The sequence below is a fragment of the Mesorhizobium sp. 8 genome (assembly GCF_006351905.1).
Classification (GTDB): Bacteria; Pseudomonadota; Alphaproteobacteria; order Rhizobiales; family Rhizobiaceae; genus Mesorhizobium; species Mesorhizobium composti.
This window is the reverse complement of sequence record NZ_CP040914.1, coordinates 1649512-1675126: the sequence shown is the minus strand read 5'-3', so window position 1 is coordinate 1675126 and position 25615 is coordinate 1649512. Positions and strand designations below refer to the sequence as shown.

At 59.7% G+C, this 25615-nt stretch carries 41 protein-coding genes; 16 read left to right on the top strand and 25 right to left on the bottom strand.

What is annotated here, in order from left to right:
• Positions 1 to 2: 2 nt before the first annotated feature.
• The 4 genes from FGU64_RS08115 to FGU64_RS08100 form a co-directional block, all read right to left on the bottom strand.
• Entirely contained in the window at positions 3 to 221 is a 219-nt protein-coding gene (locus tag FGU64_RS08115; protein ID WP_139952170.1) for a hypothetical protein, read from the bottom strand.
• Positions 222 to 224: 3 nt separating this feature from the next.
• On the bottom strand, positions 225 to 485 hold the full coding sequence (locus FGU64_RS08110; RefSeq protein ID WP_246671264.1) for a DUF6527 family protein: 261 nt from the start codon (positions 483 to 485) through the stop codon (positions 225 to 227).
• Between the two features lie 79 nt (positions 486 to 564).
• Positions 565 to 1338, bottom strand: coding sequence for an N-acetylmuramidase family protein (locus FGU64_RS08105; RefSeq protein ID WP_139952164.1), 774 nt, complete (start codon positions 1336 to 1338; stop codon positions 565 to 567).
• Positions 1339 to 1357: 19 nt separating this feature from the next.
• Positions 1358 to 2491, bottom strand: a complete 1134-nt coding sequence (locus FGU64_RS08100) for a contractile injection system protein, VgrG/Pvc8 family (protein ID WP_139952161.1) — start codon at positions 2489 to 2491, stop codon at positions 1358 to 1360.
• 71 nt (positions 2492 to 2562) lie between these two features.
• On the opposite strand from FGU64_RS08100, the gene FGU64_RS08095 reads away from it, so the two are divergent.
• On the top strand, positions 2563 to 2934 hold the full coding sequence (locus FGU64_RS08095) for a hypothetical protein (RefSeq protein WP_139952158.1): 372 nt from the start codon (positions 2563 to 2565) through the stop codon (positions 2932 to 2934).
• A 1-nt stretch (position 2935) separates the two neighbouring features.
• Here the strand turns inward: FGU64_RS08095 and FGU64_RS08090 are convergent, their stop codons facing one another.
• The 12 genes from FGU64_RS08090 to FGU64_RS08035 form a co-directional block, all read right to left on the bottom strand.
• On the bottom strand, positions 2936 to 3148 hold the full coding sequence (locus FGU64_RS08090) for a tail protein X (protein ID WP_139952156.1): 213 nt from the start codon (positions 3146 to 3148) through the stop codon (positions 2936 to 2938).
• A gap of 5 nt (positions 3149 to 3153) precedes the next feature.
• Positions 3154 to 3549, bottom strand: a complete 396-nt coding sequence (locus FGU64_RS08085; protein ID WP_246671263.1) for a phage tail protein — start codon at positions 3547 to 3549, stop codon at positions 3154 to 3156.
• Positions 3550 to 3578: 29 nt separating this feature from the next.
• Positions 3579 to 6086, bottom strand: coding sequence for a phage tail tape measure protein (locus FGU64_RS08080; protein ID WP_139952150.1), 2508 nt, complete (start codon positions 6084 to 6086; stop codon positions 3579 to 3581).
• A 117-nt stretch (positions 6087 to 6203) separates the two neighbouring features.
• Complete coding sequence (locus FGU64_RS08075; RefSeq protein ID WP_139952146.1) at positions 6204 to 6482, bottom strand: phage tail assembly protein; 279 nt, start codon at positions 6480 to 6482, stop codon at positions 6204 to 6206.
• A gap of 15 nt (positions 6483 to 6497) precedes the next feature.
• A complete protein-coding gene (locus tag FGU64_RS08070) occupies positions 6498 to 7013 on the bottom strand; it encodes a phage major tail tube protein (protein ID WP_139952143.1) in 516 nt (171 codons plus the stop codon).
• A 78-nt stretch (positions 7014 to 7091) separates the two neighbouring features.
• On the bottom strand, positions 7092 to 7718 hold the full coding sequence (locus FGU64_RS08065) for a phage tail sheath C-terminal domain-containing protein (RefSeq protein ID WP_246671262.1): 627 nt from the start codon (positions 7716 to 7718) through the stop codon (positions 7092 to 7094).
• Positions 7719 to 7913: 195 nt separating this feature from the next.
• A complete protein-coding gene (locus FGU64_RS08060) occupies positions 7914 to 8111 on the bottom strand; it encodes a hypothetical protein (RefSeq protein WP_139952141.1) in 198 nt (65 codons plus the stop codon).
• A complete protein-coding gene (locus FGU64_RS08055; protein WP_139952138.1) occupies positions 8108 to 8341 on the bottom strand; it encodes a hypothetical protein in 234 nt (77 codons plus the stop codon). Before FGU64_RS08055 ends, FGU64_RS08060 begins: the two co-directional genes overlap by 4 nt.
• Positions 8338 to 8652 carry a hypothetical protein gene (locus FGU64_RS08050; protein ID WP_139952135.1) on the bottom strand — a complete coding sequence of 105 codons (315 nt, stop codon included), beginning with the start codon at positions 8650 to 8652 and terminating at the stop codon, positions 8338 to 8340. Before FGU64_RS08050 ends, FGU64_RS08055 begins: the two co-directional genes overlap by 4 nt.
• Positions 8645 to 8926, bottom strand: a complete 282-nt coding sequence (locus tag FGU64_RS08045; RefSeq protein ID WP_139952132.1) for a hypothetical protein — start codon at positions 8924 to 8926, stop codon at positions 8645 to 8647. Before FGU64_RS08045 ends, FGU64_RS08050 begins: the two co-directional genes overlap by 8 nt.
• Before the next feature lie 109 nt (positions 8927 to 9035).
• On the bottom strand, positions 9036 to 9419 hold the full coding sequence (locus FGU64_RS08040) for a hypothetical protein (RefSeq protein WP_139952129.1): 384 nt from the start codon (positions 9417 to 9419) through the stop codon (positions 9036 to 9038).
• 16 nt (positions 9420 to 9435) lie between these two features.
• Positions 9436 to 9810 carry a hypothetical protein gene (locus FGU64_RS08035; protein WP_139952126.1) on the bottom strand — a complete coding sequence of 125 codons (375 nt, stop codon included), beginning with the start codon at positions 9808 to 9810 and terminating at the stop codon, positions 9436 to 9438.
• Between the two features lie 145 nt (positions 9811 to 9955).
• On the opposite strand from FGU64_RS08035, the gene FGU64_RS08030 reads away from it, so the two are divergent.
• The 4 genes from FGU64_RS08030 (at position 9956) to FGU64_RS08020 (ending at position 12050) form a co-directional block, all read left to right on the top strand.
• Positions 9956 to 10600, top strand: a complete 645-nt coding sequence (locus FGU64_RS08030; RefSeq protein WP_139952123.1) for a helix-turn-helix transcriptional regulator — start codon at positions 9956 to 9958, stop codon at positions 10598 to 10600.
• Between the two features lie 306 nt (positions 10601 to 10906).
• Entirely contained in the window at positions 10907 to 11620 is a 714-nt protein-coding gene (locus tag FGU64_RS08025) for a hypothetical protein (RefSeq protein ID WP_139952120.1), read from the top strand.
• Positions 11604 to 11729 carry a hypothetical protein gene (locus FGU64_RS23720; RefSeq protein ID WP_281405293.1) on the top strand — a complete coding sequence of 42 codons (126 nt, stop codon included), beginning with the start codon at positions 11604 to 11606 and terminating at the stop codon, positions 11727 to 11729. The genes FGU64_RS08025 and FGU64_RS23720 overlap by 17 nt, the downstream gene beginning before the upstream one ends.
• A 45-nt stretch (positions 11730 to 11774) precedes the next feature.
• Positions 11775 to 12050, top strand: a complete 276-nt coding sequence (locus FGU64_RS08020) for a hypothetical protein (protein ID WP_136360145.1) — start codon at positions 11775 to 11777, stop codon at positions 12048 to 12050.
• 227 nt (positions 12051 to 12277) lie between these two features.
• Here the strand turns inward: FGU64_RS08020 and FGU64_RS08015 are convergent, their stop codons facing one another.
• The 5 genes from FGU64_RS08015 to FGU64_RS07995 all read right to left on the bottom strand — a co-directional run bounded on the left by FGU64_RS08015 (position 12278) and on the right by FGU64_RS07995 (position 14554).
• Positions 12278 to 12610 (bottom strand): DUF1902 domain-containing protein, encoded by a 333-nt coding sequence (locus FGU64_RS08015; protein WP_180375656.1) that lies wholly within the window; start codon positions 12608 to 12610, stop codon positions 12278 to 12280.
• Positions 12579 to 12860 (bottom strand): type II toxin-antitoxin system VapB family antitoxin, encoded by a 282-nt coding sequence (locus FGU64_RS08010; RefSeq protein ID WP_139952113.1) that lies wholly within the window; start codon positions 12858 to 12860, stop codon positions 12579 to 12581. Before FGU64_RS08010 ends, FGU64_RS08015 begins: the two co-directional genes overlap by 32 nt.
• A complete protein-coding gene (locus tag FGU64_RS08005) occupies positions 12835 to 13098 on the bottom strand; it encodes a hypothetical protein (protein ID WP_139952110.1) in 264 nt (87 codons plus the stop codon). The genes FGU64_RS08010 and FGU64_RS08005 overlap by 26 nt, the downstream gene beginning before the upstream one ends.
• Positions 13095 to 13745 carry an acyl-homoserine-lactone synthase gene (locus FGU64_RS08000; protein ID WP_139952107.1) on the bottom strand — a complete coding sequence of 217 codons (651 nt, stop codon included), beginning with the start codon at positions 13743 to 13745 and terminating at the stop codon, positions 13095 to 13097. The genes FGU64_RS08005 and FGU64_RS08000 overlap by 4 nt, the downstream gene beginning before the upstream one ends.
• 86 nt (positions 13746 to 13831) lie before the next feature.
• Positions 13832 to 14554, bottom strand: a complete 723-nt coding sequence (locus FGU64_RS07995) for a LuxR family transcriptional regulator (protein WP_139952104.1) — start codon at positions 14552 to 14554, stop codon at positions 13832 to 13834.
• 48 nt (positions 14555 to 14602) lie between these two features.
• On the opposite strand from FGU64_RS07995, the gene FGU64_RS07990 reads away from it, so the two are divergent.
• The gene (locus tag FGU64_RS07990) at positions 14603 to 14914 is read left to right on the top strand and encodes a hypothetical protein (protein ID WP_139952101.1); all 312 of its coding nucleotides are present in this window, start codon (positions 14603 to 14605) and stop codon (positions 14912 to 14914) included.
• Positions 14915 to 15544: 630 nt separating this feature from the next.
• Here FGU64_RS07990 and FGU64_RS07985 read toward each other — a convergent pair.
• From FGU64_RS07985 to FGU64_RS07970, 4 genes are all read right to left on the bottom strand, one after another.
• Positions 15545 to 15979, bottom strand: coding sequence for a type II toxin-antitoxin system HicB family antitoxin (locus FGU64_RS07985; protein WP_139952098.1), 435 nt, complete (start codon positions 15977 to 15979; stop codon positions 15545 to 15547).
• 12 nt (positions 15980 to 15991) lie between these two features.
• Positions 15992 to 16180, bottom strand: coding sequence for a type II toxin-antitoxin system HicA family toxin (locus tag FGU64_RS07980; RefSeq protein ID WP_139952095.1), 189 nt, complete (start codon positions 16178 to 16180; stop codon positions 15992 to 15994).
• A 277-nt stretch (positions 16181 to 16457) separates the two neighbouring features.
• On the bottom strand, positions 16458 to 16721 hold the full coding sequence (locus FGU64_RS07975) for a hypothetical protein (protein WP_139952092.1): 264 nt from the start codon (positions 16719 to 16721) through the stop codon (positions 16458 to 16460).
• 51 nt (positions 16722 to 16772) lie between these two features.
• Positions 16773 to 17018 (bottom strand): hypothetical protein, encoded by a 246-nt coding sequence (locus FGU64_RS07970; RefSeq protein ID WP_139952089.1) that lies wholly within the window; start codon positions 17016 to 17018, stop codon positions 16773 to 16775.
• 622 nt (positions 17019 to 17640) lie between these two features.
• On the opposite strand from FGU64_RS07970, the gene FGU64_RS07965 reads away from it, so the two are divergent.
• From FGU64_RS07965 to FGU64_RS07910, 10 genes are all read left to right on the top strand, one after another.
• The gene (locus FGU64_RS07965; RefSeq protein ID WP_139952086.1) at positions 17641 to 18072 is read left to right on the top strand and encodes a hypothetical protein; all 432 of its coding nucleotides are present in this window, start codon (positions 17641 to 17643) and stop codon (positions 18070 to 18072) included.
• A gap of 77 nt (positions 18073 to 18149) precedes the next feature.
• On the top strand, positions 18150 to 18371 hold the full coding sequence (locus FGU64_RS07960; RefSeq protein WP_139952082.1) for a hypothetical protein: 222 nt from the start codon (positions 18150 to 18152) through the stop codon (positions 18369 to 18371).
• A complete protein-coding gene (locus FGU64_RS07955) occupies positions 18358 to 19761 on the top strand; it encodes an AAA family ATPase (RefSeq protein ID WP_139952079.1) in 1404 nt (467 codons plus the stop codon). Before FGU64_RS07960 ends, FGU64_RS07955 begins: the two co-directional genes overlap by 14 nt.
• Positions 19762 to 19984: 223 nt before the next feature.
• Positions 19985 to 20269 carry a hypothetical protein gene (locus FGU64_RS07950; RefSeq protein WP_139952075.1) on the top strand — a complete coding sequence of 95 codons (285 nt, stop codon included), beginning with the start codon at positions 19985 to 19987 and terminating at the stop codon, positions 20267 to 20269.
• Positions 20259 to 21356, top strand: coding sequence for a hypothetical protein (locus FGU64_RS07945; protein WP_139952072.1), 1098 nt, complete (start codon positions 20259 to 20261; stop codon positions 21354 to 21356). The genes FGU64_RS07950 and FGU64_RS07945 overlap by 11 nt, the downstream gene beginning before the upstream one ends.
• Before the next feature lie 281 nt (positions 21357 to 21637).
• Positions 21638 to 22561: a hypothetical protein gene (locus FGU64_RS07940; protein ID WP_139952069.1), complete on the top strand. Its 924-nt coding sequence runs from the start codon at positions 21638 to 21640 to the stop codon at positions 22559 to 22561.
• Entirely contained in the window at positions 22554 to 23066 is a 513-nt protein-coding gene (locus tag FGU64_RS07935) for a hypothetical protein (protein WP_139952066.1), read from the top strand. The genes FGU64_RS07940 and FGU64_RS07935 overlap by 8 nt, the downstream gene beginning before the upstream one ends.
• 849 nt (positions 23067 to 23915) lie before the next feature.
• Positions 23916 to 24212, top strand: a complete 297-nt coding sequence (locus FGU64_RS07920) for an HNH endonuclease (protein WP_139952055.1) — start codon at positions 23916 to 23918, stop codon at positions 24210 to 24212.
• A gap of 20 nt (positions 24213 to 24232) precedes the next feature.
• A complete protein-coding gene (locus FGU64_RS07915) occupies positions 24233 to 24667 on the top strand; it encodes a hypothetical protein (protein WP_246671261.1) in 435 nt (144 codons plus the stop codon).
• Positions 24621 to 25613 (top strand): hypothetical protein, encoded by a 993-nt coding sequence (locus FGU64_RS07910; protein ID WP_139952052.1) that lies wholly within the window; start codon positions 24621 to 24623, stop codon positions 25611 to 25613. The genes FGU64_RS07915 and FGU64_RS07910 overlap by 47 nt, the downstream gene beginning before the upstream one ends.
• Positions 25614 to 25615: the final 2 nt, after the last annotated feature.

Genomic DNA, 25615 nt, shown 5'->3' with positions numbered 1-25615 from the left:
GGTCAATCCCCCAATCCGGGCTCGCGTCGGCGTCGGAGGTATTCGGTGAATACCCCGTTCGCGACCATCAGCCAGGGGAACCATTCAGGCGGCAGGATCGGGCGCAGCACGGCAGGATCGACGTAGGTAACGGCGACAGCCGCGGCGCCGAGCGCGGCTTGTAGCCGCGCCCAAAAGATCGTCTCGCTGTCGGCGAAGAACTTTTTGACGCGCTTCCACATAGGTCATTCTCCATGATCGAAGGGCTTAAGAGGGACTGTTTTCCCGGCGAGGCTATGGGTGCAGTCGCCGAGGAACTTGATCTGGCCGTCGCCGATAAGGGAATGGCAGGTTTCGGGGATCAGGTTGCCGGCAGCGTCCCGCTGCCAATCCCCGACCCATCGCCCGTTTTCGTCCTTCACGACTTTGTAGCCACGTACCAAGACGGATGGCGTGAAGGTCGGTCGGTCGAAGTCGCCGTTGAAACCCCACGTCGGGCCGACCATGTGCGCCTCCCGACAGCCTGGGCAAAAGAAGAAAAGGTATCCTCCTGCGGCTGTGCGCAGGACGCCGCGCGCCGCCATATCAACCCCACTTGCTGGTGATCGCCGCGAACGCGGCGGCGATGAGTTGCCAGATCGTCGTTTTCTGCTTCGGCGTCGGGGCGACGATCGGCGGATGAATCGGGACCGGCGAAGGATCAGGGGCGGCCGGCGGTGCTGGCGTGGCGGGAGCCGGCGCCGGGTCTGTCGGCGACCATGGCGTGTCTTTGATACGCGACCACTTCGCGAAGGATTCCGCCAGTTTCTTGTCGTAGGCGTTGATCTTGTAATTCGCGCCGTTGTAGCCCTTCGCGAAGCCGGCCCAATCGTGTCGGCGAAGCGCGCCGTCCAGATTGCAATTCTTGATGAAGGCCACTGCCGCCGCGAGGTGGTTTTCCTCGTCGACCATGAAGGCCTCGACCATATCCTCGACATCATCGTAGCCGGCCAGCTTGTGGTTGAAGCCCATCACCTGCGCGAGGCCCCATGAGCAGGAATAGAGTGCCGCCTTGCGGTCGATCGCGATGGCCTTGAGCAGCTTCGGATACTGCTCGCTCTCTTTGCCGTAACCACCCGCCTTCGCGTTGGCGAGGCCTGCCGCGACGGCCTTGGCACGCTTCTCGGCCGGCAGATACTTGTAGAACTTGTGCCGCTCAAACAGGATGACCGGGCGGCCCTGCGCGTCGAAGCCGCTGCCGCGCGTTTCCACGTCGATAAAGGCATGAAGCTCGTCCTCGCCGACGCCGATCAGGTGGCCGAGCTTCGGCAAATCGATATCGTCGAGGCGCTTGGCGGCGCCACGGAACGTCGTGTCCATGGTGGAACCCCTTCCGGGTTTACTGATGGGTGATAAGGCTCGTCGGCGACGGCACAGACGACACAGGCGCGGCCGTGGGCGGCGTTGAGCCGCCGCCGGCCCCGGAATTGCCTGACGCGCTTCCTGCGCCGGCTGTGGCCCCGCCCTTGGCCTTCGACGACGCTTCCGGCTTGAGCTTCGCCTCGACCTGCGTTGTGTAGCCGGCCTTGCTGATCGTGTGCGTCGCCGTCTCGATGATGAACTCGATCCCGTCGACGCCGGGACGCACGCGCGAATAGGTAAATGGCGCGCCGGCTCGGATGGTCGGATCGCCCCACAGCGTGACGGTGGTGCGGATCGTCTCGCTCTTGAGGTGCTTGGCCTTGGCCTTGGCCGCCTTCTTCGCCTCGTCGGGATCGGCGAAGGGTTCCGGCATCGTGTATTCTGCGGTCCCCTCATCATCGCTGTCTTCCTCGACCTCGACGAGTTTCGCCTGTTTGCGATCCTGATGCCGGCCCTTCACCTTCTTGAACTTGTTGCGATGGGCGAAATTCACCCGACAGGTGCCTTCAACGATATTGAAGGGCGTCGCCACGACGGCGGTCAGCGCCGCGCCGCTGGCCGCCTGGCCGCTGCCCTTCTTGACGAAAATCAGCTTGCCGTCCTTGATCGAGAACAGCGCGTCGTGCCGGCGCGCCAAGCGCTCGACGACATGCAGGTCGCTTTCGTCCTGCTGACCGAACCATTCGTATTTGTAGGCGCCGACCTCGCCGTCGATGACCGGCGACAGGCCATTCTCGCCGGCAATCTGCGAGACGATATCCTTGACCGTCTTCTGATCCCAATGCCGCGACCTATGCTGCTTAGCCTTGTCGCGGACGTTCGCACCCTTACCGTTCACCGTCATTCCATACGGCAGGCAGCGCACTTCCGGGTCATCGACGGTGTAGCTGCCGAAGTCGGCAATGCCGGTTTCGACGTAGCCGAGCGCGGCTGTGATCGTGTCGCCCTTCTTTGGGATGTCGGCGAAGGGGTTCCCGTCGTTCAATTCGCAGGAGATCGTGTCGGAGGTCACGCCCTCCTTGTCGGTGATCGTCACCGAGATCAGGCGCTCGTTGAACAGCGTTGCCACCGGCTTGCCGTTGACTTTTATTTCGGCGCGGGGAGTTTTCATGGCGTGGCGACAAGCCTATCTCTCGCCCCACCGCGCGCCGCTACGCGGCGGCGAATGACTAGGAGGGCAACATGACAATCTATTCACGCTTGCTGATTTCTGCCTCGGTGGCGCTATGCGCCACATCTGCCATGGCCGAGGATTATTTCCTTCAAGCCTTCGGAGGCGCGAACAGCATCATCGTTTGGAAATCTTCGGACGCCCAAAGTGAGGGTATGCAGCTTATCCAGGCTGGTGTTCATAAAACGAACCCCGCCATGGTTATGAAGCTGGTGTCCTGCATAGAAAAACCCGGCACGCGGGTAATCATCACCGACATGGGATTCGTCACCCACGACATCATGGTCATTGACGGCAAAGATCAAGGCTGTCGGGGGAACATTGCGGCCGAAGAACTGGGCCGTGGCGTGCCTGCCAGTGGATCGAGCACCGGCCGCCAATAGCTTAATCCCAAAGCGCGACGACCGGCACCACGTCGGTTGCGGCGACGAGATCAGGCAGCGTGATTTCCGTGCCGATTGGCAGCGGCGCGGCGAGCGCGGCAAGGCCTGGATTGGCCTCAAGCACCGCCTCGACATAGCCGCTTTCATCGCCATAGGCGCGACGACAGATGGCGTCGATCATTTCGCCCTGCATCGTGGTGTAGATCGTTGCCATCGCCGTCATCCGAACAAGGTCGCCACCACCGAGATCGGCGAGAAGCCGCCGCCGGCATATCGCTTGAGCCGCAGCCGGAACACGTCCATGCGCGGACGGCCGAGAGCGTCATGGAAAGACTGATCCTCGCTGACGCCCTCAACCACATGCAGGCCGTAGACATTGCCAGCGAGCGTGATCAGCGGCAGCACGGCGCCGCTCTGCGCAGCGCCGCGCACACCCTCCAAAGCCGCAAGGCCGCCGAATTCATGCGGGAAGACGACACCCTCGATGTCGGTCGTGTCGTCATCCCCGCCCGTCCATTGCAGGCGGTTGAGGCCGCCGACCGTCGCGATGTCAGCCCATCGGGTCGATAGGTTGCGGCGCAGGCCGTTGTAGCCGAACCGCAGACTGTGGAACATGAATGGCCCCAGGGCCATCGGGATCGGCATCAGTTCGCCCCATCAGAAAAGGCGCCTCTCGAAAGCGCGTTCCATTTAGCCGACAGAGCAGCTACGGCAGCATCGGCCATGGCCTTCGCGTCGCTTGCCGGTGCCGATATTGAAATATTAAACACCGGCGCCGGCATTGGGTTCGTGACGCGCACGTCTTGCGTGCCGCTCGGTGTGGTGGTCACCGGCGCAGGGATCGAGACTTCCGGCACGCCGATAACGTTGACTTCGGACGGGCCAGCATCCTTGCTGCCGACAGGCGCGAGCAGGTCGCGGAACATCTGGCTGAACGAGAACGGGACCGGCTGGTTCGCCTGCGGTGGCGCCGCTTGCTGCGGCTCCTGCGCGCGGCCCGCATTCCGATCCTCGGCGCGACGGTAGGCCCACGGCGCGAAGGACGGGTCGGCCAAGCGCGGATCGGTCGGCGGCGTGGCGAGCAGCGCGCGCGTAGTGATCTCGCCGGCAATGGCAGGCAGGCCGAGAAGCCTGCTGGCCGCCCGACCAATGATCCCGGTTGCCTCGCCTAGGCGACCAGCCGACAGGCCGAGCTTTTCGAGAAGCGTGGCCTCGGTGGATGCGCGGCCTGACGCCACGATATCCTTGGCGCCACCGCCGCCAGTGAGCCACCGGGAGAACCACCCGACGCTCTTCTTGGCACCGGCACCGGCTACACTGGCGCCGCCGCCCTTGGTGGCCGCGCCTGCCGCCGCTGCTGTGCCGCCGGCAACGGTCGCCGCCGTGGGCGCAAGGCGTCCAAGTTGCCGGAACCATCCCACCACCTTTGCCGCGCGACCTGCCACCATGAGAAGGCCGGCGCCGATGCCCGCCCATTCGAGCGCGGACAGCCCTTTCAGGTTCTCGACGAACTCGCCCAGGCTGTGTGCGTCCTTGACGGCGTTGATGAGCGTCGAGACCGCCATCGCCATCAGGAATATCTGGCCGGTCTTCGACAGCGCCAGCGCGGTGGCGCCCTGCGCCAGCCCGATCAGTGCGCGGCCGGTCATGGCTATAGCGAGCGCGCCGCCCACCGTCAGGCCGCCGCCCATCTTCTGGATCGCGCCGCCGATGTTGCCGATCGCATCGCCGATGTTGCCGCCGGCAACGTTGTCGGCAAACGCCTTGAGGTCGGCTCCGATGCCACGGAAGCGATTGGAGAGGCGCGCCAGACCGACCACGCGATCGTCAGCCTGGGCAAGGTCGCCGCCGAAAGCCTTGCCAAAAATCAGGTCTCCGATGTCATTGACAGCTTCACGCAGGCCGCCGGTGCCACCGTAGCCGAGGCCACCCATGAAGCCCTGGAATGCGAACCTGACCTGATCGAGGACGCCGACGCGCTTTTCCAGCGTGTCCAGAACGTCACCGATGCCAGCGCCAAGCTCCTTGATGGTTGGGAGCCAGCTATCGCCGATGCCGATGCCCACTGCCCTGATCTTGTTGCCGATCAGGGTCAGCGCGTTCGCCGTTGTCTGCGATCGAACGAGATACTCCTGGAAGGCCGAACCGGTATAGTTCGCCTCCGTGCCGACCATCTGCAATTCACGCCGAAGCTCACGCGAATCCGCAATGACCGGCAGAAGGCCGCGCGCCTCGTCGCCGAACAGGGCTGACGCGATGCTGGCCTGTTGCCACTTCGGCAGCGCCGAAAGGCGATCCATCACGTCCAGCGTCGTCGCCAGCGCGTTCTTCTGCATGGACTTGGCAGTCTTCACCGCATCGAGGCCGAGCTTGGCATAGGCGGTGCGCTGCGCCTTCGTGGCGCGCTCGCCCATGGTCAGGGCCCGACCCATGTTGCGGAAGGACGTGGCCGCCACCTCGCTCTGCGCGCCGGCCGAGATCATCGAGGCGCCGAAGGCGAGCGTCTGCGTGTCGGTGAAGCCGAACATCTTGCCAACCGCGGCGACGCGCTTGTCGAAGTCGACAAGATCATTCGCCGCCGAGGCGGTGTTGTTGGCGAGGTGGTTGATGGCATCGGCGTGCAGGCCAAGTTCCGACACGCTCATTTGAAGCTGCGTCTTGATCTTCGCCAGCGCGTCGCCTGTCTCGCCCTGCGCCATGTCCCAGGCAACGGACACTTTGGCGGCCATTTCGGAGAACTTGCCAAGCTCATTCAGGGCGACGCCGGACTGGCCGGCGGCGGCGAAAATGTCTGCCATGCCTTCGGCGGTCACAGGAAGGCGCTTCGACAGGTCGATGATTTCCGAGCGAACGGCAGAAAGCTGCGCAGGCGTGCCGTCGACGACCTTGCGAACGTCGGCGAACTTTTCCTCGAATTTGATCGCAGCGCCAACCGTGCCGCCGATAGCCTTCGACATGCCATAGTAGCTTGCGCCAACGGCAAGCGCGCCGCGCACAATGCCGCCGCCGAACGCGCCGGCCGTGCCGAGCATGGCGCCGGACGTGCGCTCGCCCTGCCGATGCAGGCGGCCGAGCGCGGCGCCGATGCCGCGTGCCGGGCCGGACACGCGGTCGGTCAGCGCGACGATCAGGCGGGAGGTAAGCGTTGCCACGTCATGGCCTCTTTGGCAGGAGTTCGGTCACCGCGTCACGCCAGCGGATCGCCTCCGCTGGCGTCAATGCGGCGATCTCGGAAAGAGGGCTGTTGAGTTCCCGGCAGAGCCAGGCTGTCAGTCGCCGCCACCCTGCTCGGCGACCGTCGTGAAAGGGCGCAGGGCCTTGTCGCAAGCCGCGTAATCGGCCAGCGAAAATTCGGCGATTTCCGGCTGCGTCGCCCCGGAAAGCTGCGCCATCATGACGGCGGTAACGCCATGCGGCCCGCCATCCTTTACCACGTTCTCGATGACAATCAGGTCGGCGAGTTTCGGCTCGCGGAAGCTGATCGTGTCGGTGTCCTTGCCGGCCAGCTTGTAAGGCTTGGACAGCTTGACCTCGATGGTCCTGGTCATGATCGCGGCCCTCCGTTACGCCAGCAGAGCTGAGCGAATGCTGCTCGTCTGCGAGACGCCTCCGATCGACACATCGAAGGGCGAGGCCTCGATGACGGTGCGGCCGTCGATTTCGAGGCGGTAGTAGCGCAGCGTGATCTGGAAGTCGTTCTCGCCCGCTTCTCCCGGCTTCCAGGAGCCGTGATCGTTCTTGATGAGACGGCCACGGATATAGGCGGTGGCGTTGATGATGGTGCCGTCTTCATGGGCGAGCGCGCCCGTCACCATGAATTCGCGCTCGACCCCGACCGAGAGGCCGAAAAGCTGGATGACCTGCGGGTCGAATCCGGAGAGCTTGAACGAGGACTCCATCTTCTCGTAGCCCATCGGGATATCGATCGGCATGACCATGCCAGCGTTGCGCATTTCCTCGACCTTCTCGGTCGGGACCGGCAGCGTGATCTCGCTGGCCTGGCCGATCTTGGAGACGCGATCGGCGAAGACGGTGCAGTTGCGGAGGATATACCTCGGCATGTCGGAGTTGCTCGGCATGACAGCCACCTTTCAGGATTGAGGTCGATGGATGGCGGCGCCGGCAGATTGCCGGCGCCGAGGGAGTTGCGTGCCGCTTCAGGCGGCCAGGGTGCCGCCGCTGATCTCCTGCGCGACCTGATTGAGCAGGAGCGTGTAGGAGGCGATGTTGCGGTAGCTGGTGATCCTGATGTCGACCATCGGAGCCGGCGGTTCGAACTTGACGCCGAGCTTGACGATGCCCTGCGCAAGTTCGGTGTCGGTGTTGCTGTCCAGCAGCCACACGTCGGAGCCGGGCAGGATCGCACCCTCGAGCTCCATGGTGCGAAGAAGGGCTCGACCCGCCTCGATCATGAACTTGAGGTTCGCCTTGGTGAACGGCCGGTCGACGAATTCGAGATACGCCGCCTCCAGCGCCTCGTTGATCGCGTCGGCGGTGCGACGCACGCTGACGAACTGCCAGAGCAGATCGCTGTCGCAGGTCCAGACACCCCACAGGCGATAGCCGGTGTTGTCGATATTGACGATCGTGTTGACGCGGTTCTCGTTGAGGTTGACCGAGAAGATGTCGGCGAATGTCGTCGATCCGCGCCGACCGGAAATCGTAGACGCCGGAAAGGTGCGCCACGCCGCCCAGGACGAGCGGCAGGCCGAGAAGAAGCTGCGCGGTGTTGACGTTGGTCTTGCTGCCCATGTGGCGTGGATCGAGCGGTGCCTCCACCACAATCACATTGGGCCGGAAGGCTTGGAGACGCTGGCCGAGCCACTTGATTGCGCCGGCCGCGACAGCTTCCGGCGACGACCCTTCCGGCGCGAACCGAAGGGAGCCATGCTGTGGCTTCTGCCCCGGCACGCCCTCGCACCATCCGGTGCGGGTCGCGACATCGAGAAAAAGGATCGAGCGGGGTGGACGGGGATGCGTCATGAAAGTGCCTCCGCTACCGCATCGCGGACGACGAGCAGGGCGGCGAGCTTCCGCTCTAGTTGCACCCGCTTTTGCCAATAGTGCTCGCCGATCTGGCGGGTCTCGATGGCGCTTGTGATGATCGCGCGCTCGATCACCAAGGCGCTCTCTACGATGGCAATCTGCTCATCAATCACCTCGACGAGGCCGGTCATCGATACGACCTTCCTCGCCGCGCGATCTCGTCGTCGTGCTCATAGATCGCGTCGCGGCCGGCGGTCGTCGCCGTGAACCGCCGGCTGTTCTTCGGATCGCGATCAAGGAGGCCACGATCATGCAGGCGAAGCGCCGAGTTCTGCTGGCCTTCCGTCGTGGTCAGAAACCACCTGCCAACCGTGCTGCGCAGGATCGCAACCTGCGTCTTGCCGAGGACGCGCACCGTCATGACGATGACCCAGGCACGAACAGGCAGATCGTCCGGCCATCCATCGAGCCGGCCACGCTGCACCAATGGAAGCGGCCGTCCGGCGAGAAATGCAGACGAGGATCGCCGTAAGGGATCACCTCGCCGGTGACGACGATCCGATAGCCATCGGGGCGCACCGCAATCCAGTCTGCGGGCACCTCGCGGCAATCGACGCCGGAACAGCACGACAGCGGGTATGCCCATCCGGTGGGTGCGTCATGCGCCCTGGCGGTGCCGGAAAGACAAAGGACCGCCAGAGCGGTCCCGATTGTGGTGAGGCGGCTATTCATCGGAGCCGCCCTCCGGCTCGACGAATTCGTATGTGCAGATCGTGGCGGTCGCCAAAGTGGCGAGGCCAACTATCTGCGGCACCCGACCGATTATCCGACGCACGCCCTCTGTTTTGAATTCTGTGACGATCCGCTGGCCGAAGATCGACCCGTCGCGGACAAGCGCTTCATGGACCTTTTCGAGCGACGGCTCATCGACCTCCATCGCGAAGTGGACGAGGCGCTGCGTATCGCGTTGCGAAACGATCGTGGTCGTCACCAAGATGCGAAGCATCTGGTTTCCCCTCTCAAAATTCTGATGTGGTGGTGGGCCGAGGGAGGCAGTCCCTCGGCCCTATCCCGCGCGCTCTGACTGTTCGGGCCGGTGCGCGGGAACTCGCATGCTACTGGACTAGGTGGGCGACCACGCCGTCCTGCTTGGCCGGCTCGCCGGCACCTTCACGGATTTCGGCCGCGATGGTTTCCATGCGGTCAACGATGTCGTCGAAGGCGTCGGTCTGATCGAAAAAGCCCATCTTGTGGCAGTATTCGAGCAGGCCGCGAAGCGTCGCCTGGCGCTTCTGTTCTTCCATCTTCGACAGGCCGAGGGTGAAGCGGAACGCCTTCCGGTCGAGGTTGTGGCGCTCGATCGCCGTCTTGATGGCCTGCCCGGCAAGGCCCTGATACTCGGCGGCGTTCGCCACCTGCTTGCCGTATTCCTTGACGACCCGCTTGAGGTCTTCGGCGCTGATCTCGCTCGTCGACGGCGCCGCGTCGGCCTTCTTCATTCGCCTTGCCATGCTCTTAGGCTCCATTCCCGTCGACAGGTTGCGAGGATGCGACTGGCCGCGGTATGTCGGCGGGCCATGGGTTATCGGCGGGCCAGTCAGGATGGATCGGATTCGTTCGCGAGGCTCGGAGCGAGATTTCATCGATCGGAGCAGGCGCAGGGCGGTCGACGCCATCCGGCCAGGGCAGGTCGGTAGGCCATATCGCGGAGAATCTCTGCGTGACGGTATCGTAGGTTCCGATCCGCATGTCGCGTTCTCGGAAGGTGGCCGCAAACTTCGGATCGTTGGCGACCGCCTCGGAGATATTGCTCAACCGGCGGCCTGTCGCGGCAGCGAAGACCTCGAATAGGGTGGCAAGATCGGATCGGAACTTTTCGAGCTTGGTCATGCCACAAGGCATAATCGGGATTAAATCCACATTCAACCGGCGTTAAGCATAGCTCCCAAAAAATATTTGGGGCTATTCCTCCGATTATTTTTGGATATAAACCACACTCATTGAAGTTTTCAGGGTTAATTCAGGAGTGGACAGCATGGAAAATCTGGTCGCCCGGCGCATCCGACTTCGGCTGGAAGCTGTGGGTCTGAACATCAAAAAGGCCGAGGAAACGGCCGAATTGAAGAACGGTTTTGTCCGCGATCTACTGTCGGGCAGAAAGGCGCAGCCGCGGCCGTCGCACCTTGCCAAGCTCGCGAACGTCCTCGATTGCGACCTCGAATATCTGATGCTGTATCAGCGCGCACCGCGAAAGGATGGCATTCCCGAAGATGGATTGCCGATCTACGGCGTGATCGAGGAAGGCGCCTGGCGCGAGGCGAAGGAGATGGCGAAATCATTCCCAACTTCGCCCTACGATCCAGAGCCGCGGTTCCCATCCGAGCACCAATGCGTGTTCATCGTCAAAGGAGAAAGCTCCGAAGCCTTCGGCATTGTGGAAGACGAGGTGGTGATCACGCTCCTGGCTTCTGGGATTGAGGCGATCGGGCGTCCGTTCAAGCCGCTCGATGTCGTGATTCTAAACCGACAACGCAATTCCTCGCTGCATGAGCGCAGCTTGGCGCAGGTCGTCTCGATGTCCAATGGGAAAATCAATCTTCGCAAGGCTCATGGAAAGCCGATCGAAGGCGACTGGTCGATCGAGGGACTTGCCGTGACGACAATTCGGCACCTCGCATAGCGCGCCTCCAGGCGCGCGCGTATCCGGTCAGTCTCGAATCTCTCACCAGAGAAATTTACTGGTGGTCTCGTAGAAACGATATACCCAGATAAAGGGGCAGGGTTCCTTACGGACCCTGCCCTTGTCTATGTATGGATATAAACTCCGCGTGCGTGTACGCGCGCGAGGAAAAAATCCGCGAAAAAATCAACATTAAAATCCGGCTTAAATCCCGAATTTAGCAGTTGCATAACCTTAAAAATCGGGATTAATTCCGTATGTGCCGCCGATTTGGCTGGCCGGGATTAATCCAAAAGGGGATGTGCAATGCAGCAATCAGCCGCCTACAAGGTCGGGAACTTCGGCAAAGGAGAGGTCCGAACCGACCTGTCTCGCCAGTGGATCGCCCGGCCTTCCGATCAGCGTTTCCTTTCGCTGACCGACCTACATGCGAGCGTCTCGGCCCGAGCCGATGCTTCGGTCGAGAACAGGGTCAGCACCCGGAACATCGAATTTATCGCGCCTGGCAACCCGGCGACGATCGAGGAAACCCACGATCTTTCGGTCGGCTTGGACGGCGGCAACATCGCCCATCCGACACATTGGAGCTTCGGCCAGCTTTGCACCCTCGCGAAGGCGCCGGCAGGTCACTATCGCACCCTTCCTTCGCAGATCGTTGCCGACGCGTTGACCTACGGCATCCGCTACAACCGTGAAGCCGAGCAGGTGAAGCTATATCGCCATGACGAGCAGCTTCTTGCTGCAACGGGACCGGACTATGGGGTGGCAGCTGTGAGCGCGATCCTCGCCGCATTGGCTGCAAAGGCCAGCACGTACCTTGTTGGCGCTGGCGTCGTCATCGCCGCGTTCGTGGCGACCTATCTGCGCGGACGGTCAGCCGGCAAGCAATCCGCTGAAACCAGACAGAAGGCAAAGGAGGCCGAAGCACGTGCCAATGAGATCGATCGCATCAAGCGCGCTGCTGGCGCTGCTCCTGTCGGGATGCCAGACGACGAGTACAACCGTGACCGGAAGTCGTGACGTGTGCCTGATCTGGTCACCGATCACCTATTCGGCCAAGGGCGACACGCCCCAGACCGTCGCGGAAGTCCGGCAGGCGAATGCCCGCCGTGACGCCTACTGCAAATAGCATTCAGAAAAGGGCACGGGGACAGTGACCGAAAAGGCACCTGAGATGGAAACCGATCTGCGCGGGCGCGTGGTTGCTTTGGAGCAGGGCATAGCGGCAAACGGCCAGCGGCTTACAACGCTGGAGGCGTGGCGAACACAACGCGATATCGATTCAGCGCGTCACGATGAACGGTGGAAGCGAATGGACGACAAGATCGACGCTGTTGGCAAGAAGGTCGACAAAATTTCCGAAGGCCTGTCGCGCATCATGTGGATGGTCGTAACCGGGATCGTCGTCGCCGTCGTCGGCTTCATGATCAAAGGTGGGTTCGCGCCCTAATCCAAGTCGTGCAATTTATGCACAGGTTCGCCCTGACCACTATGCACTTTCTGCATACTGCTCGCCCGCTCCGGTTCGCCGGGGCGGGTTTTTGCTTTTCTGAGGTATGGTTTCCCTTCGCCGCGATGCTCGAAGCAATACCAGTGCTGTCCTGTCGTCAGGGAGAGGACGTTGAAGGTGTCTGGCCTCATCCCGCGGTCATTCAGCCGAGCTTTCCTCCCCACACCTCATCGCTTCTTTGCCGTGACGATATTGAGGTCGGTCTTCGAGAGGTCGCCCTTTGGTCCATGCCAGCCGTCGTCCAAAAACCGCTTCGTGTCCTCCCACTGCAGCCAATCCTGTTCGGAATCGTACTGATAGCCGGCCGGATGCTTTGCCTCCACCATGATGATTTCTAGGTTACCTACCGGGAGGTCTGCCAAATCGGCCGCGACCTCAGGGATGCGTTCCTTCAGCGCCTTCAGCGAGGCGCTTTCAATTGCCAGCCCGAAGTCGCCACTGCTGGACGCCATCCACACCTTGGCTTCGTCATCCCATTGGATCTGAATTTCCACGCGCATGAGGTGATTCTCCATGTTCCAAGATTTCAATCCGGCTTTTTAGTCCATTTCGGTTCATCTGCTCTTTGAGTGGTGCCAGCGCGAAGAGCATGCCATCGATCGCCTTGGCGAGATCGAGCGGAATCGCGTCGGGTTCCCCTTGGACGCGCCTGACGGCGAACTTCACGGCATCGGTCAAGGAAAGCTGCCGTCTCCTTGCCAAAGACCGAACCATCCGGTCGAGTTCAGCGTCCTTGAAATGCAGAGCCATCACGAACTTCCTTGGGCGAGTGATTGCCGGAAACGAGGTTGGCGTACCTCGTGCGGATCACATCACTGGTTGCGAGGTAGGCCATCCCGATGAGATGCGTGATGAACTGCTCATTCTCCGCGTCCGTCATATCTCGAAGCTCCCGCAGCATCTCGCGGACATAGTCCAGCGTTGCTGCCTTGCGGATGGATGAGTTTGTGCGAGCCTTATCTTTCTGCGTTTTCTGAACCGCGCTCATACCGCGATCCTCCGTTCGGCTTCGGTCACGAACGGCCGGTATGGACCGCGGTAGACAAGGATCGAAGATGACAGGCCACCGCACGAGAGAGCCTTGAGTTGGGCTGTCCGAGAGACATCAAAGAACGCCGCAACGCAGGGAACGCCATCGATCTCGCGCGGGTTGCCGACCGGCCTGACAGTCCACCTGAAGCGCTTCCAGAGCGGAAGCCAATAGGTTTCCTGCACGCCGCCGATCGCCTTGATGCCTTCGAGAAGGCAATATTCCATGACGGTCCCGCAGAACTGGCCCTTGATTGGCCCGTGACCTTGTTCGCGGAATTTCTTGGTGATGAACCCTCGCGTCCATTCGGCCACATCGGGGTGCCGGATCAACCCTTTGAAATCGGCCATATGGGGGAACACCTCGCTGAGGAGGTGCGGTTCGGTGGTCGGGACCAGGCGCGTCCCGGTCATGACTTCTCCGCCGATTTCCCCAATCAGGTATGTTGCGGCGTCGGTATCGAACTGGTCGATCTCTTTTCCGCTCGGGTCGGCGTCCCGCCAACCTTTTTCCTCGACGTAGATCTCGTGGCGAGCACGGAAGAACTGATCCAACAGGTCATCATAAAGGTGCCTGTTGGCCGCATTGACGACATGAATTTGCATGGAAAACCCCACCGCTTGTTGACGGCAGTAGGGTCTTCAGAACTCCGGTTGTAAGGTATGACCGGATTTGGTCATGCCAGCTCGATTCACGGTTGTATTTGACCGGATTTCAGAGCCAGAACGACCGCCTGGACGGCGGTGTTGACGTTCATCCTTTCACGAATCGCCTTGACGTGATTCGACACGGTGTCTTGCGCGATCGAGAGAATTTCACTGATCTCCCAAGATGATTTGCCGGCTGCGATCCATGACAGGATTTCCCGCTGTCGGGCCGACAACAGGGGCACTTGCGAACGGGCTGACAAGATTTCAGTTGCTCGCATGTGGAAGTATAAGCTCGCCATGTGAAGGAGCGCCTCGCCACCGGGGCCAATGTCCAACGGATACTCGCTTGCGAGCGAAACGACGGCTTGCCAGCCACCAATGGAACGCATCGGGTAGGCTATTCCATCAGCCATCCCATGTTCTTTGGCTTCACCATTGATCTGTTTCACGCGCTCCGTCTGCATGTGCATGCGCCACGCATCGCGCCATTGAAAAGGTCGCGTTCTGGTCATTGACCATTTCGATATCGGGTCGTCGGCGAAATAAGCCTGCTCGCGGTATCGGTCCGACCATGCCACCGGCCAGCCGTTTGCTATCACAAGGGGCTCGACATCATTTCCCGTCGAAGGCAGGCCTGTCATGATGAAGGACCCGAAGCCTTGTGCATCTATGACTTGTGCGAACTCATCGACAAGCACCTCAAGGTTGCTGTACTGATGTGAGCGTTCGGCAAATTCCAGAAGTTCGTTTCGCATCTTGAGCATGGCGTGTCTCCCGTTGGCCAGCTCGAAACCAGTGGTCGTTCAGGTGTCATGAGTACGCGCGACAGCTCTCAGATCGACGGCCCCGGCGCCGAGCTGCAGTTGATTGTTGTCCCGTTTGAAAAGATGCGGCAGCGGGCCGCGGGGCTAGTCGCCCGGACCGATCCGGTTCTTTTTAAGATGTACGGTCTTGTGGAAACGCTGGTGGACCGGCGGCAGTACAGGGACGCGGCAACGGCTATGATCGCGTTCTATGGTCGGAATGCTGCTTGCGTAGCTCGCCGCATGCAGATGATCGCGCAAAATCCCCGCGATATCAGGCTTGTCCAAGGCCTGATTGATGACATCAGCCAGCATAAATAGCCCCCGCTGCGCCGAATCTAACCCCAACAGAATTTTAGCCGCAACGCCTTTAAGTGCAAGCTAACAGGTCGGATTGCGACCTAAAGTCGAAGCCCCGGATTTCAGATCGGCTCCAGCTACCAGATCAGGCGATCTCGCCTTTCAGAAAATGCGGAAACCGCCGGTGATGGCATAGACCACCATGAAGGCAACCACCGCAGCGAGCAGGAGCATGGAAACGCGCATCAGAGCAGCGCCCATGCCAGCGCGCCGCCGATCGCGAAGAAGACCGAGAAAGCCAACAGAAAGGTGATCTTGTCGAGCATCGAGCGACTATACCGCACTCATGCAGACGACAGCGATATACGATTCGCAGACAGGCACCTTCACCCTGTCCAAGGGGCCATGGTCAGGCACGTTCCCGATCTCCGACCTTCCGAAATGGCTCGACTTCTACCGACGGCAGCGCGATCGGTATCCCAACCATGCGGCATCCTACACCAGCGACGTTGAGGCGTTGGAGGAGCTGGCGAAGCAGTTCCAAGCCACATCCGCGATCGGTGGACAGAGCCCTCCCGGGGCGACGAAGGCTGATCCCTAAACGAAAACCCCGGCCGGAGCCGGGGCGAGAGGTAATGCTGGTCGGCCCAGCTATGCTGCTTGTGGAAAGTCCATGTCGAAGCGCAGCGGGTGGCCGAGTGCCTTGAACGCATCCTCCAACGAATCCAGCCTCGAATTGTGGTCGATCCGAAATAGCCTATCCACATGTTCGCGCTTGCAGTTGAGCGCGCGCATTAGATCGGCGCGGGTCCAGCCTTTGCCTTTAAGGATCATGTGAAGCCCCGATTTCAGAAAGACCATGCCAGGGACTTCTACAAATCGACCCTTGCCGGGAGTATCCTTCAGAGGAAAAGGAATATCGTCGCCGTTCGCGATCCGGGCAGCGATTGCTTCCTCAATTGCGTTCAGACCATTCCGGCAAGCTTCCTCCTGCGTTGCGCCGAACGTCGCAACTTCGGGAAACTCCGGGGCGGTTACAAACCAGGTGTCGTTGTCGTCGGGAGTAAACGCGAGTTCATACCACATACAAAAATCTCCTCACTTGAGGCCCAGGTCTTTCTTGATTTTCTCGACCAGTTTGGTGCCAAGCTCCTTGCCGCCGCCGTGCATGGGCAACTGCGATACTTTGCCCTTAAGCCTGATCGTGACATGCCCGCTGCCGCCCCGATGGGTTTCAAAGGTGCAGCCTTGCTTGGCGAGCCATCGCCTGAGTTCGTTCGCGTTCATATAGATAGCGTATTCCACACAAGTGTGGAAGTCAACATATGTGTTGAGTTATTCTAGTGGATTGAAAAGGCAAGCGAACTTTCTTGAAAGTGCCTATTTGTTCCAGCCGGATGTGCCTTCCCCCTACGATTTTACCCTTCAAGCCGCTTCCCCCTTAAGCCCCTTCGGCTTCAACGCCTCGGCCGCTTCCATATGCATGGCCACGGTCTCGATCCACGCCGCTCCGGGGCATGCGTTCCCGCTACTTCGTCATCCCCACTGACCAAAATCGCATCCGTCATCCCTTCCGCATCCGGAAGATGACGGAGCCAGCAGCCGCGCCTACCAGGAAAGCCGGCACCCAGCGATACCATTCGAAGCGCATTAGCCCCAGGGCGCTCCCGGCTTCATGTGGCGTCACCTGGAACAACAGTAGGACGAACACCGCCACCAGCATCACAACGGCGCCGCCGATGGACCCGCGATTTGGTCCGAAAGCGAGCGCGGCCACCAGCCCGATAACCGCTGGCACGATCAAAACGACAAAATCGAGATACCCCATCCCCAAGCCCTCCCAGAGCACGCTCCACAATCGCGCGGGCTCGGCCGGGCGTCAATTGCCGAAGTTCTCCGGGCCGTCCTCGATCGCCAAAACCTGCCCGAGATCGAGCCCGGCTCTCCGGTCAAAAAACCAGTCGACTGCCTTCCGGTCCGTCTTTCCGATCAGCGGATCCTTTTCAGGGAAACGCCCGGTGAGCCGCAATCGTGCCAGGGCCCGAGCTGACAATCCGAAATATCGGCGAAGGTCCGCGTCGGTCATAAAACGGGGGGGTGGCCAGTTGCTCATGTTGCGTTTCATGTCGCGTCGAGTTGCCGCGCATCAGTAAAAACCCTTGATTTCCAAGGATTGTCAGTTGCAACACGAATGCGACATGAGGAGCGCAAATTTTCGGCTAAGCCATTGAAAGGATTGGTAGCGGAGGTCCGTTCTGGGCACGGTAGCCGAACGGAAGCTCTTGATATCATTGATCTCGGAACGTGGCAGGAAGCGCTCGTAAGGGCGCTGCGCGAATACAACGATAGTTCTTGATCGTCTCCTTGACGGTTCGGAGTGCGCTGCCTTTTATAGGCCATGCGTCCATCGTCGTGGACGGGAAAAACCCACTCTAAATCGCTATTTATAGGAAGAACGTGCGTTTCTACGCGCATCGAGCCGTTTACGAGGATGGGAGCACGTAGAGATTTCTCCCCGTTATGCCCCTCTCTGACACATAACAATATGTAGTGTGCGATTGGAATAATTTAGCCGAAATCGCTATATGTGGTGTTTGCGAGCAGGTTCGCCGCTATATAATGTATATTGGCCTCAGCGCCCAACGACCGCGGTCACGCGGCTCCACCGCCGCAACGTCGGCAGCAACCAAACGAACTGAATCCAATCCATCAACCAACCCCGCGGCGAGCGGGAGGAAGGGATATTCATGCCGCTGATTCAGCTTGAAGACGGCCGTAAACTGAACTCTGAAAACGTCATTCTTTTTCGACCGCAGAAATCCGGCGCCTACGAATTTTGCCTTTCGGGCAACGTCACCATTTCGGGCTTTGTCGACGACCCCGAGATGGCCTTTTTTCCAATCGTTCCGGCGGCGGTCGGTTTCCGAACGGTCGAAAAAGACATTGTCAACGGCGAGCGAATTTACACTTTCAAGCCCGTGGTAGCCTGGCGCCTTTGCCCTGGGGGGAATTACCCACTAGCCGCTGGCGGCAACTACAGCGAAGAGGATGGCTACGCTGCGATTGAGTGTCCGTCCGGCGAGATAATTGACGTCGACGGCAACAGGTTCGAGTCGGTGGAGGAATTCAAGGCCATGGTCGCCGAGGAGGACGAAGACCGCAACTCCAAAGCGGCCTAGCAAGGCTTAGCGGACTGTCGACTCAGTCTTTGGTCGACAGTCCGCGACCAATATCTACGAAGCATGGGAGGTTTCCATTGGAAATCCAGAACTACCGTCCAGGACTGCCCGGAGCGCGCACGCGCGCCTTTATCGACGTCAAATTCCCTGACGGCCTATTCATCCGCGACCTGCGCTTGGTTGAGACGCGGAACGGGATCCGCGTCTACGGCCCGACCATCGGCGACAGGACCATTGTTGCCATTCCGCCTGCTGTAGCAGACGCAATTGCGGAGGCGGTCGCCCATGCTGCAGGCTGAAGGAGAAAACCCCTATAAGGTTGGCGACAGGGTTCAACATGACCGGTTTGGCGGAGGCACGGTCAATTCTGTCGAAAATCACAAGGTTGAAGTGATCTTCGACTTCATCGGCATTCCGAAGAAGGTTTTGCACCCCTTCTTAAAGCCAGGCCAGCCCAAGCCGCCTGCTATGCCTGCCGCCAGCAACGACAATCTTCCTGTCGAATTGAATATCAATGACTGGCGAGCTTCGCGGTTCGTAGGTGAGCCTGCTCCGACCGAATTTCTCATTGATGGTGTTGTCGAGTCCGGCATTCCGGGCATGGTCGCAGCGATGGGCGAGGTCGGAAAGTCCTTCGCGCTGCTGGAAATCAGTCGGCGCGTGGCGTTTGGTCGTACGGGTACATTTCCGCCCACGCCGATTTTCGGCGGCCAGGTGGTCCAGGAGGGGACGGCTGTTTTCTTAGCGGGTGAGGACGATGTCCGCGCCGTTCACCGACGGCTTGCCGCAATCGACCCAAAAGCCCAGCGGCTGACGGAGAAGGGCGACAAGCTGATCGTTATCCCCATGCCCTCAGCGGTAAAGGCAATCAAACCGTTCTGGAAAATGGTCAAAGGCGAACCGACAGAAACACCAGAGTGGCGCCAGTTCTGCGACACGCTAATCAAGATACCTGACCTTCGGGTGGTAACAATTGACCCTCTTCAGCTTTTCGCGGCGGTGCCTCTGAACGAGGATCCGGCGGCGGGTCAGTTCGTCTGTGGATCGATAGCGACCCTATCGGCGCATACCGGCGCGAACCTTTTTGTTCCGCATCACATGGCGAAAAGGGCGAAGGAGATCGTAACACTTGCTGATGCTCGCGACGCCATCCGTGGCACTAGCGCGCTGGTTGATGGCGTCCGCCTTGCCTACGGGCTGTGGTACGGTGATGTCGAAAAAGCTCGTAAAATCTGCAAGCAGATCGGCGTGCCCTATGAGCCCAACCGCATCGTTCACGGCGGCGTCGTGAAGGCAAATGGAGCCGCCCGCCGCGTTCTATCCACCTATGCCCGTGCCGACAACGGTCTGCTGATCGATCGTACTGTCAGCCTTGGCGCTTCAATCCCCGACCAAGGCGATCTCCGCGCAACACTGGTAGTCGCCATCGAGGCTGCCGCAGCCGCCGGTAGCCCTTTTACCAAAACAGGGCAGTCAGGGCTCTTCGAGATGCGCGAACGGTTGCCGGAAGAATTGCGGCTGTTGTCGAAGGCTCGAATGGACGCACTTGCGGATGAAGTCTTGGCTCGCGGTGACATCGTGAAGACGAAAGGGAGGGGAGAGAAAACGGCAAAATGGCTCGACGTGCCAACCGGACCATTTGCAGCCGGACTGGGTGAGTTTCGAGCGGGAATGGCCCGCAGCGCGTAGAGTATATGCGTTCCCGCTAATGTTTCGGGAACGGTCCATTCCCGGGAACGCGGGAACGAGATTCGTTGATTTTGTTGAGTTTTTCGTTCCCATTCCCGGCGTTCCCGACAAAATCGGGAATGACTTAAGTAATTGAAAACAAACACATTCCCGCCTTCCCGGCATTTACCCCTACTACGTAGGGGATGGCGTCGGGAACGCCCATCCCTAGGAGAAAGGAAAAATGATCACCACCACCAAACCACTCTGGCCAGCATCAGAGCTGCGCATCACCAAAAACCAGGCCGCATTTCTGGCCAACGGATTGCCGCCGAGTTGGTCACCGGGACTTTCGGATCGGACCGAAGACAGCCTCAGCCGCCGCAGGATGTTGAGCTGGGTAGTGACACCCTCTGGCCACGGCGCGTTGCGCGCCAACGCAAAGGGCCTAGCTGCGCTGAACAAGTACCACGGTCGCAGTCTCGTGGCGGCCAACGACAATAAGGGAACGATGACGAATGCAGCCTGATCAGCACGCCGAAAAGTACGCCTCTTTCCTCGAAGGCCTCAGCGCCTACATGGATCGGCTCCGAGCGCCAAAGAAACGGAAGGCCGCTAACGACAACGCCAAGGGCATGGCTCCTTTGCTACCCTACCGGAACGGCCCACCCTCTGCGGGAGTGCAGACTAACTGGTCGCTCACGCCGAACGGCACCTTCGTGTTTGATCCTGAGAACGACGCTGAGGAATCCAGCTACTCTACCGAGAGCCGTCACGAAATCCGACCTTCCGAGAATCTGACTATGGCTGGGCTTGAAGGCGTGGAATTCCGCGAATTCCGCCACGCCAAGGCTGGCGGTGGAGGCAGCGTCGAACTTATCCCCATACCCGGCAAACGGGTTGGGTATGGCGTGCACATTGAGACCCGCGAGGTTGACGGAGAGAAAGTCGAGACGAAACACAAGGTCGTCACTCGCCTCGGTTGCTGGCGATTCAGCGATGGCGAGCAGACAGAACAAGCGCACAAACGTCGGGACAAAAAAGTCGTCAAGACGCGCCTAAAGATGCCAGTCGGCGCAATGCTAGGCATGCGGTACGAGGCCAATCAACCTCGCGGTGGCGAGGGTTCCCGTGCGGGTTCCAAGCCCTATTTCGAAGCCATGCTGGGCGCGAAGCATCGGTATGTGAAAGGCGGTCTCTGCAAGAAGGGCAAATCATATAGCCGCGCCGAATCCGCAACGATTCTGGCCGAGGCGTATTCCAATACGCCGGTTTTGCCGCCCGTCACCATGTGCGAGCCGGGGATTGCCAGCGGCGGGAATTACCGACCGCGCGACCTCTTCATCGGCCTGCAGAAAACAACGTGTGCGGGTGGCGGAGCGATCAATTGGCAGGATGCGATCGAGACGGAGGAAAACCGCAAGGTATGGTTCACGTGGGTTGCATCGCTGAAGGACGAGGACAAGGCCGTACTGGACATCGCCAAGACTGCCCGGTCCTACGAAGACGTCGGGCAGTCCCTCGGCTTCAGCGGGGACTACGCACGCAAGGCCGGAAAGCGGGCGGTCTTGGCCGCGAACGACAACGCGCGAGAAGCGATGAAAAAAATCGCGTAGGACGTGTCCGATTTCGCGACCTTGTCCCGCCTATAGATTGAGGCATCGCGAATGCGCTGGAATTTCCGGCCATGCGATGCCTCGCCGCCTGGCGCCGTTTCCCCTTCGGCTGCCTTGCGGTTTTTGCGGCGGGTTGAGCTTGGCGCGCTTGAGTGCGGCGCCGGCTCCCCGCTGCTTTTCTTTTAGAAATCTAGACTGGATCAATCAGCCATCCGTATTCTGACTCGACTCTGCTCAGATTGCCCGCTTTGATTATCGTGGGGAGTAAGGGGAGGGGCGATATGCCAGACTTTGTTATCAGAACCCTTGGGCTGCGCGAGGCTTACAATATCAATAATTTCGGCGCGGAGTCCAATGGACCAGGCACTCTGGAGGCAATTCTGCGCAACGCCCATAAGGACGAATCGACTGTTGCCGATCGGACTATCCTGTCGGGGGATCTGGTCGTACAGGCGCGCAATTTTCGTAATGAGGCGAGTTATCAACTGCTTCATCTGGTAGCTTACGTTCCAGACGACAAAATGCAGGTTGTACCGTTGGCGGCTGACGCTGGCCTGCAACTGGCTGATCCGCCGGAAAATACGGAATATCTAGACGGCGAAATGATGTTGCTCGTGCAGGGCAACGATGTTCTCATGTGTAAGTGCGGTCTCTCGGAGAGCGTATTTCTAAACTACGTGGAACAGATTGGAATGAATTCTGGCTTCTCACACGAAGTCAGCAGATGCACGCTAGGGAAGCGTGTCAATATCGACAAGATGGCGCTGATCGCAAAGGAGGGCGTCCATCGTTTAACGATGAATGCCGTAGCACATTCTGTGTCGGTGGATGAAGCCGAGCGCTCTACGATACGTAGGAGGTTTACTGGCTCTGTATTAGATGAACTAAGAGATATTCTTGGTTTGGAAGCGGAAGTTCCTGAAGAGGCAGAAAACATCAAGGTTGAGGTTTCCCTATCATTCGATAAGCGCCATGGAGCGGAATTAGAGAAGCGCCAACTTCAGACGATAGCCGAGAGTGTACTGGACGAAGGCGACGAGGGGTTCTCAATCGAGACAATGACGGGCCGAAAGGTTCGTTCGAACGACATTTTGCTCTCAAAGACGGTTACGATGTCGTCCTTCGGGAAATCGGTGCGGCACGAAGATGCGTGGGGTTTTCTCATCGAGTTCAACGCAGAACTCCGCGCGGCTCAAAATGACTGACCCCGAGAAAAAGGCAGCTTCATTGCCGTGGTCGCATTGGCTGTTCAGCGCGGCATGTATTGCGGCAGGTGTAGCTGCGTTTATATGGGGTGGAGACCTGATCCGAGGGAACGAGCGAGCAACCGGCGTAATCGTTACTGTCTTTTCAATATTGGCAGGCTTCCTGATAGCGGTGATGACGCTGCTCGGCGACCAATCAATGCTGCCAGGCGGCTGGCGTATGGGCGCGGCGAATAGAAATCGGATCAAAGCCAAAATGACGAGGCAAAAATGGTTGTTCTGCCTCTATCTCGTTACCCTCGCCATCATTTTTGCATCGTCTCTTTTGCGAGGAAGGTGCGAAGATGTCGTAATTTGGATGGAGCGAGTGTATTTCGGTCTCGCAACAACGGCGTTCGCATTGTCTTTCGGACTTCCGTGGACGTTAATGGCTATTCAGATGGATAGGCTCGATGCAGTGATTGAATCTAGAAAAGCTAAAAGTTCTACTATCGATAAGAATTAGCGGCGCACCAACGGGCAATTGCCTATCGGTAACCTCCGCTCATGATTAGTTACTGGTGTATGTTGGCTTTTAACCATGCCCGCGAGAGCGCTTCGTTGTTGGGCTTGTGAAAGGCCCAATCGCCTGGGGACTTCAGTTCAATCACGAGTAGCCCGTCATCTGCGTCAATCTGCTGTTGGACTAGGTCACGAATGGCCCCGCAATCTCCTTTGAGGTTGCCAACCCAAAGTGATTCGAGAGGCGAAACACAATTCCAGCTGCGCAGTAACTTCAGCAGACCATCATAGTTGCGCGCTTTTCTAAGATCATAGCTGATCACGTATGCCGGCATTGTTCACCCCTACCATGTGGACCCCGCGCCAGAAAAACAAACATGGCACGAGTCGGCAATAGGGATGGCGATTGGTGTAAGGCTGGTGCACCGAATAAGGCGTCCGCCGTGCAACCGGCGTCGGGTCTATTTCCGCATGTCCTTTGGCGGGACGTGCCTCCGGTACCTCTTGCCGTCTTTCGCTGACGCCCACGGATTGCCAAACGCTAGTCCGGATGGAGCATCGCTGCTGGTAGGATCAATGTTTCGCACAGTGCGCCGCTCACGGCGATGCTCGGCCGTCTTGAAGAGCTTGTCGCTCTCGGCAGTCGTCATTCCGAAAATTGGTGTCTTGCGGCGAGATCGGGACATAAGGTTTGTATAGCACAGATCAACTCGCGCGCTGCAAGCCACCAGTTCATCGCTCTGCTGGCGTGGGTGACAGACAGCATGGTCCGCACCCGCGCAGCGCCGAAGCCCAGCAATATCGTCGCCTCTACCGCGACCCTCGCTGGTGCGGCACGCATGGCATCAGGGCGATGCGCTTGGCGGCCGAGCCACTATGTCGGATGTGCGGGGCTGAAGGTCGCATAACTCCGGCGACAGTCGTTGACCACATCGTCAGGCACAACGGGTCGGAGGCGCTGTTCTTCGACTACGAGAACACGCAGAGTCTCTGCGATGCCGCACCGTGGCGCTGTCATTCGAGCCGTAAGCAGAGCATCGAGCGACGGGGCTTCGATACCACCATAGGCGTCGACGGATGGCCCCTCGACGCGAGGCACCCGGGTTTATCGGGAGGGGGAGGGTCGGCTTTCAGGGTCGACAGGGCCTAGACCAGCGTCCGACCCAAAGCGTGCGCATCCGCAATTCAAACGATAGGCTGAAAAATATGGCGAGGCCGCGAAAGCCGCTAGCCTCGGCTGCTGTCGAGGGCAGCGATAAGAAGGATCCTGGGCGTTATCGGCAGCGCAAGGAGCCAGTCGTAAAGGATGCGCTCGGTCCCGCCCCTGCGTGGCTGTTGGATAATGATGATGGCAAATCACGCAAGGCGTGGGCGCTGTTCGCCAAAGAGATCCCGTGGCTCAACGGTAGTCACCGCACTCTTGTGGAGCTGGCCAGTCGTATTCGTGGCCGGATGATTGCGGGCCAGGATGTTGGTGTGCAGTCGCTTACGCTTCTGCGGCAGTGCCTTTCGCAAATGGGCGCCACTCCAGCCGATGCGTCAAAGGTGACAATTCCGGATGGCGACGAGGAAGACCCGGACGAGGCTTTATTCAGCCGCGAATGATAACAGTGCGCTCGCTCGCGTAAGCGGCTACGCACAGCGAGTCATTGACGGCGTTGAAACTGCCGGCCCACATATTCGAGCAGCATGTCGGCGTCATTTTGCGGACTTGGTCCGCGGCATCTATCTGCCATTCTCGGGGCGCTCAACCGAATGGTCCGCGTGGATCGCGGTCAAGACGCCGAACGTCTGGATTCAGGACATCTATCCGATCGACCTCGACCGGTTGGCAGAGGACGTCAAGGCCTGGCAGTCGTACATGGGCAATGGCCTGCGAGATGCGCTGGAGGAACTGCGCGCCGTTTCTGCGTGGGCCGCCAATCAGGAACTATCGAACTTCTCCGACAAGCAGGAGCTTCGCCGCGAGGTTGCGTCTACCACCGAGCAGACTACCGCCTACTTCCGCGAGACCATCATCGCGGCGACCGGGCCTGGTTCGGCGATCTCGCTGAAGGTCGACGAATTGCAGGCCCAGGTGTTCGATCCGGACACGGGCCTGCCGGCGGTGGCGAATGCCGTGTCATTGCTCGAGACGCAAGTCGACATAATCGATGGCAAGGTGTCCACCAATGCCTCTGCCATCATCGCGCTTCAGGCCAGTTATGACGAGGTGTCGGGCAGCGCGACATTCCGTATGGAGACTGGCTACACGCCGTCGGCTGGTTGGTCATCGAAGATCGGACTGCAAACCCGCATCAATGACGGAGCGGTGTTCCGCGATGCCGGCCTGTTCATCGAGAGCACCGCCACACAGGCGCGGGTCATCATCTCGGCTGATCAGTTCATTGTCACTGCGCCTGGCTACGAAAAGCAGCCTTTTGTCTTCATCGGCGGGGTTGCGGCGTTGCAGGTCGCCAATATCGGCACTGTGACGGCAGGCGTGCTGCAGTCACCAGACGGCAAAGTGAAATTCGATCTTGCCAATAAGCGGCTGACTTTTTCGGACTGACA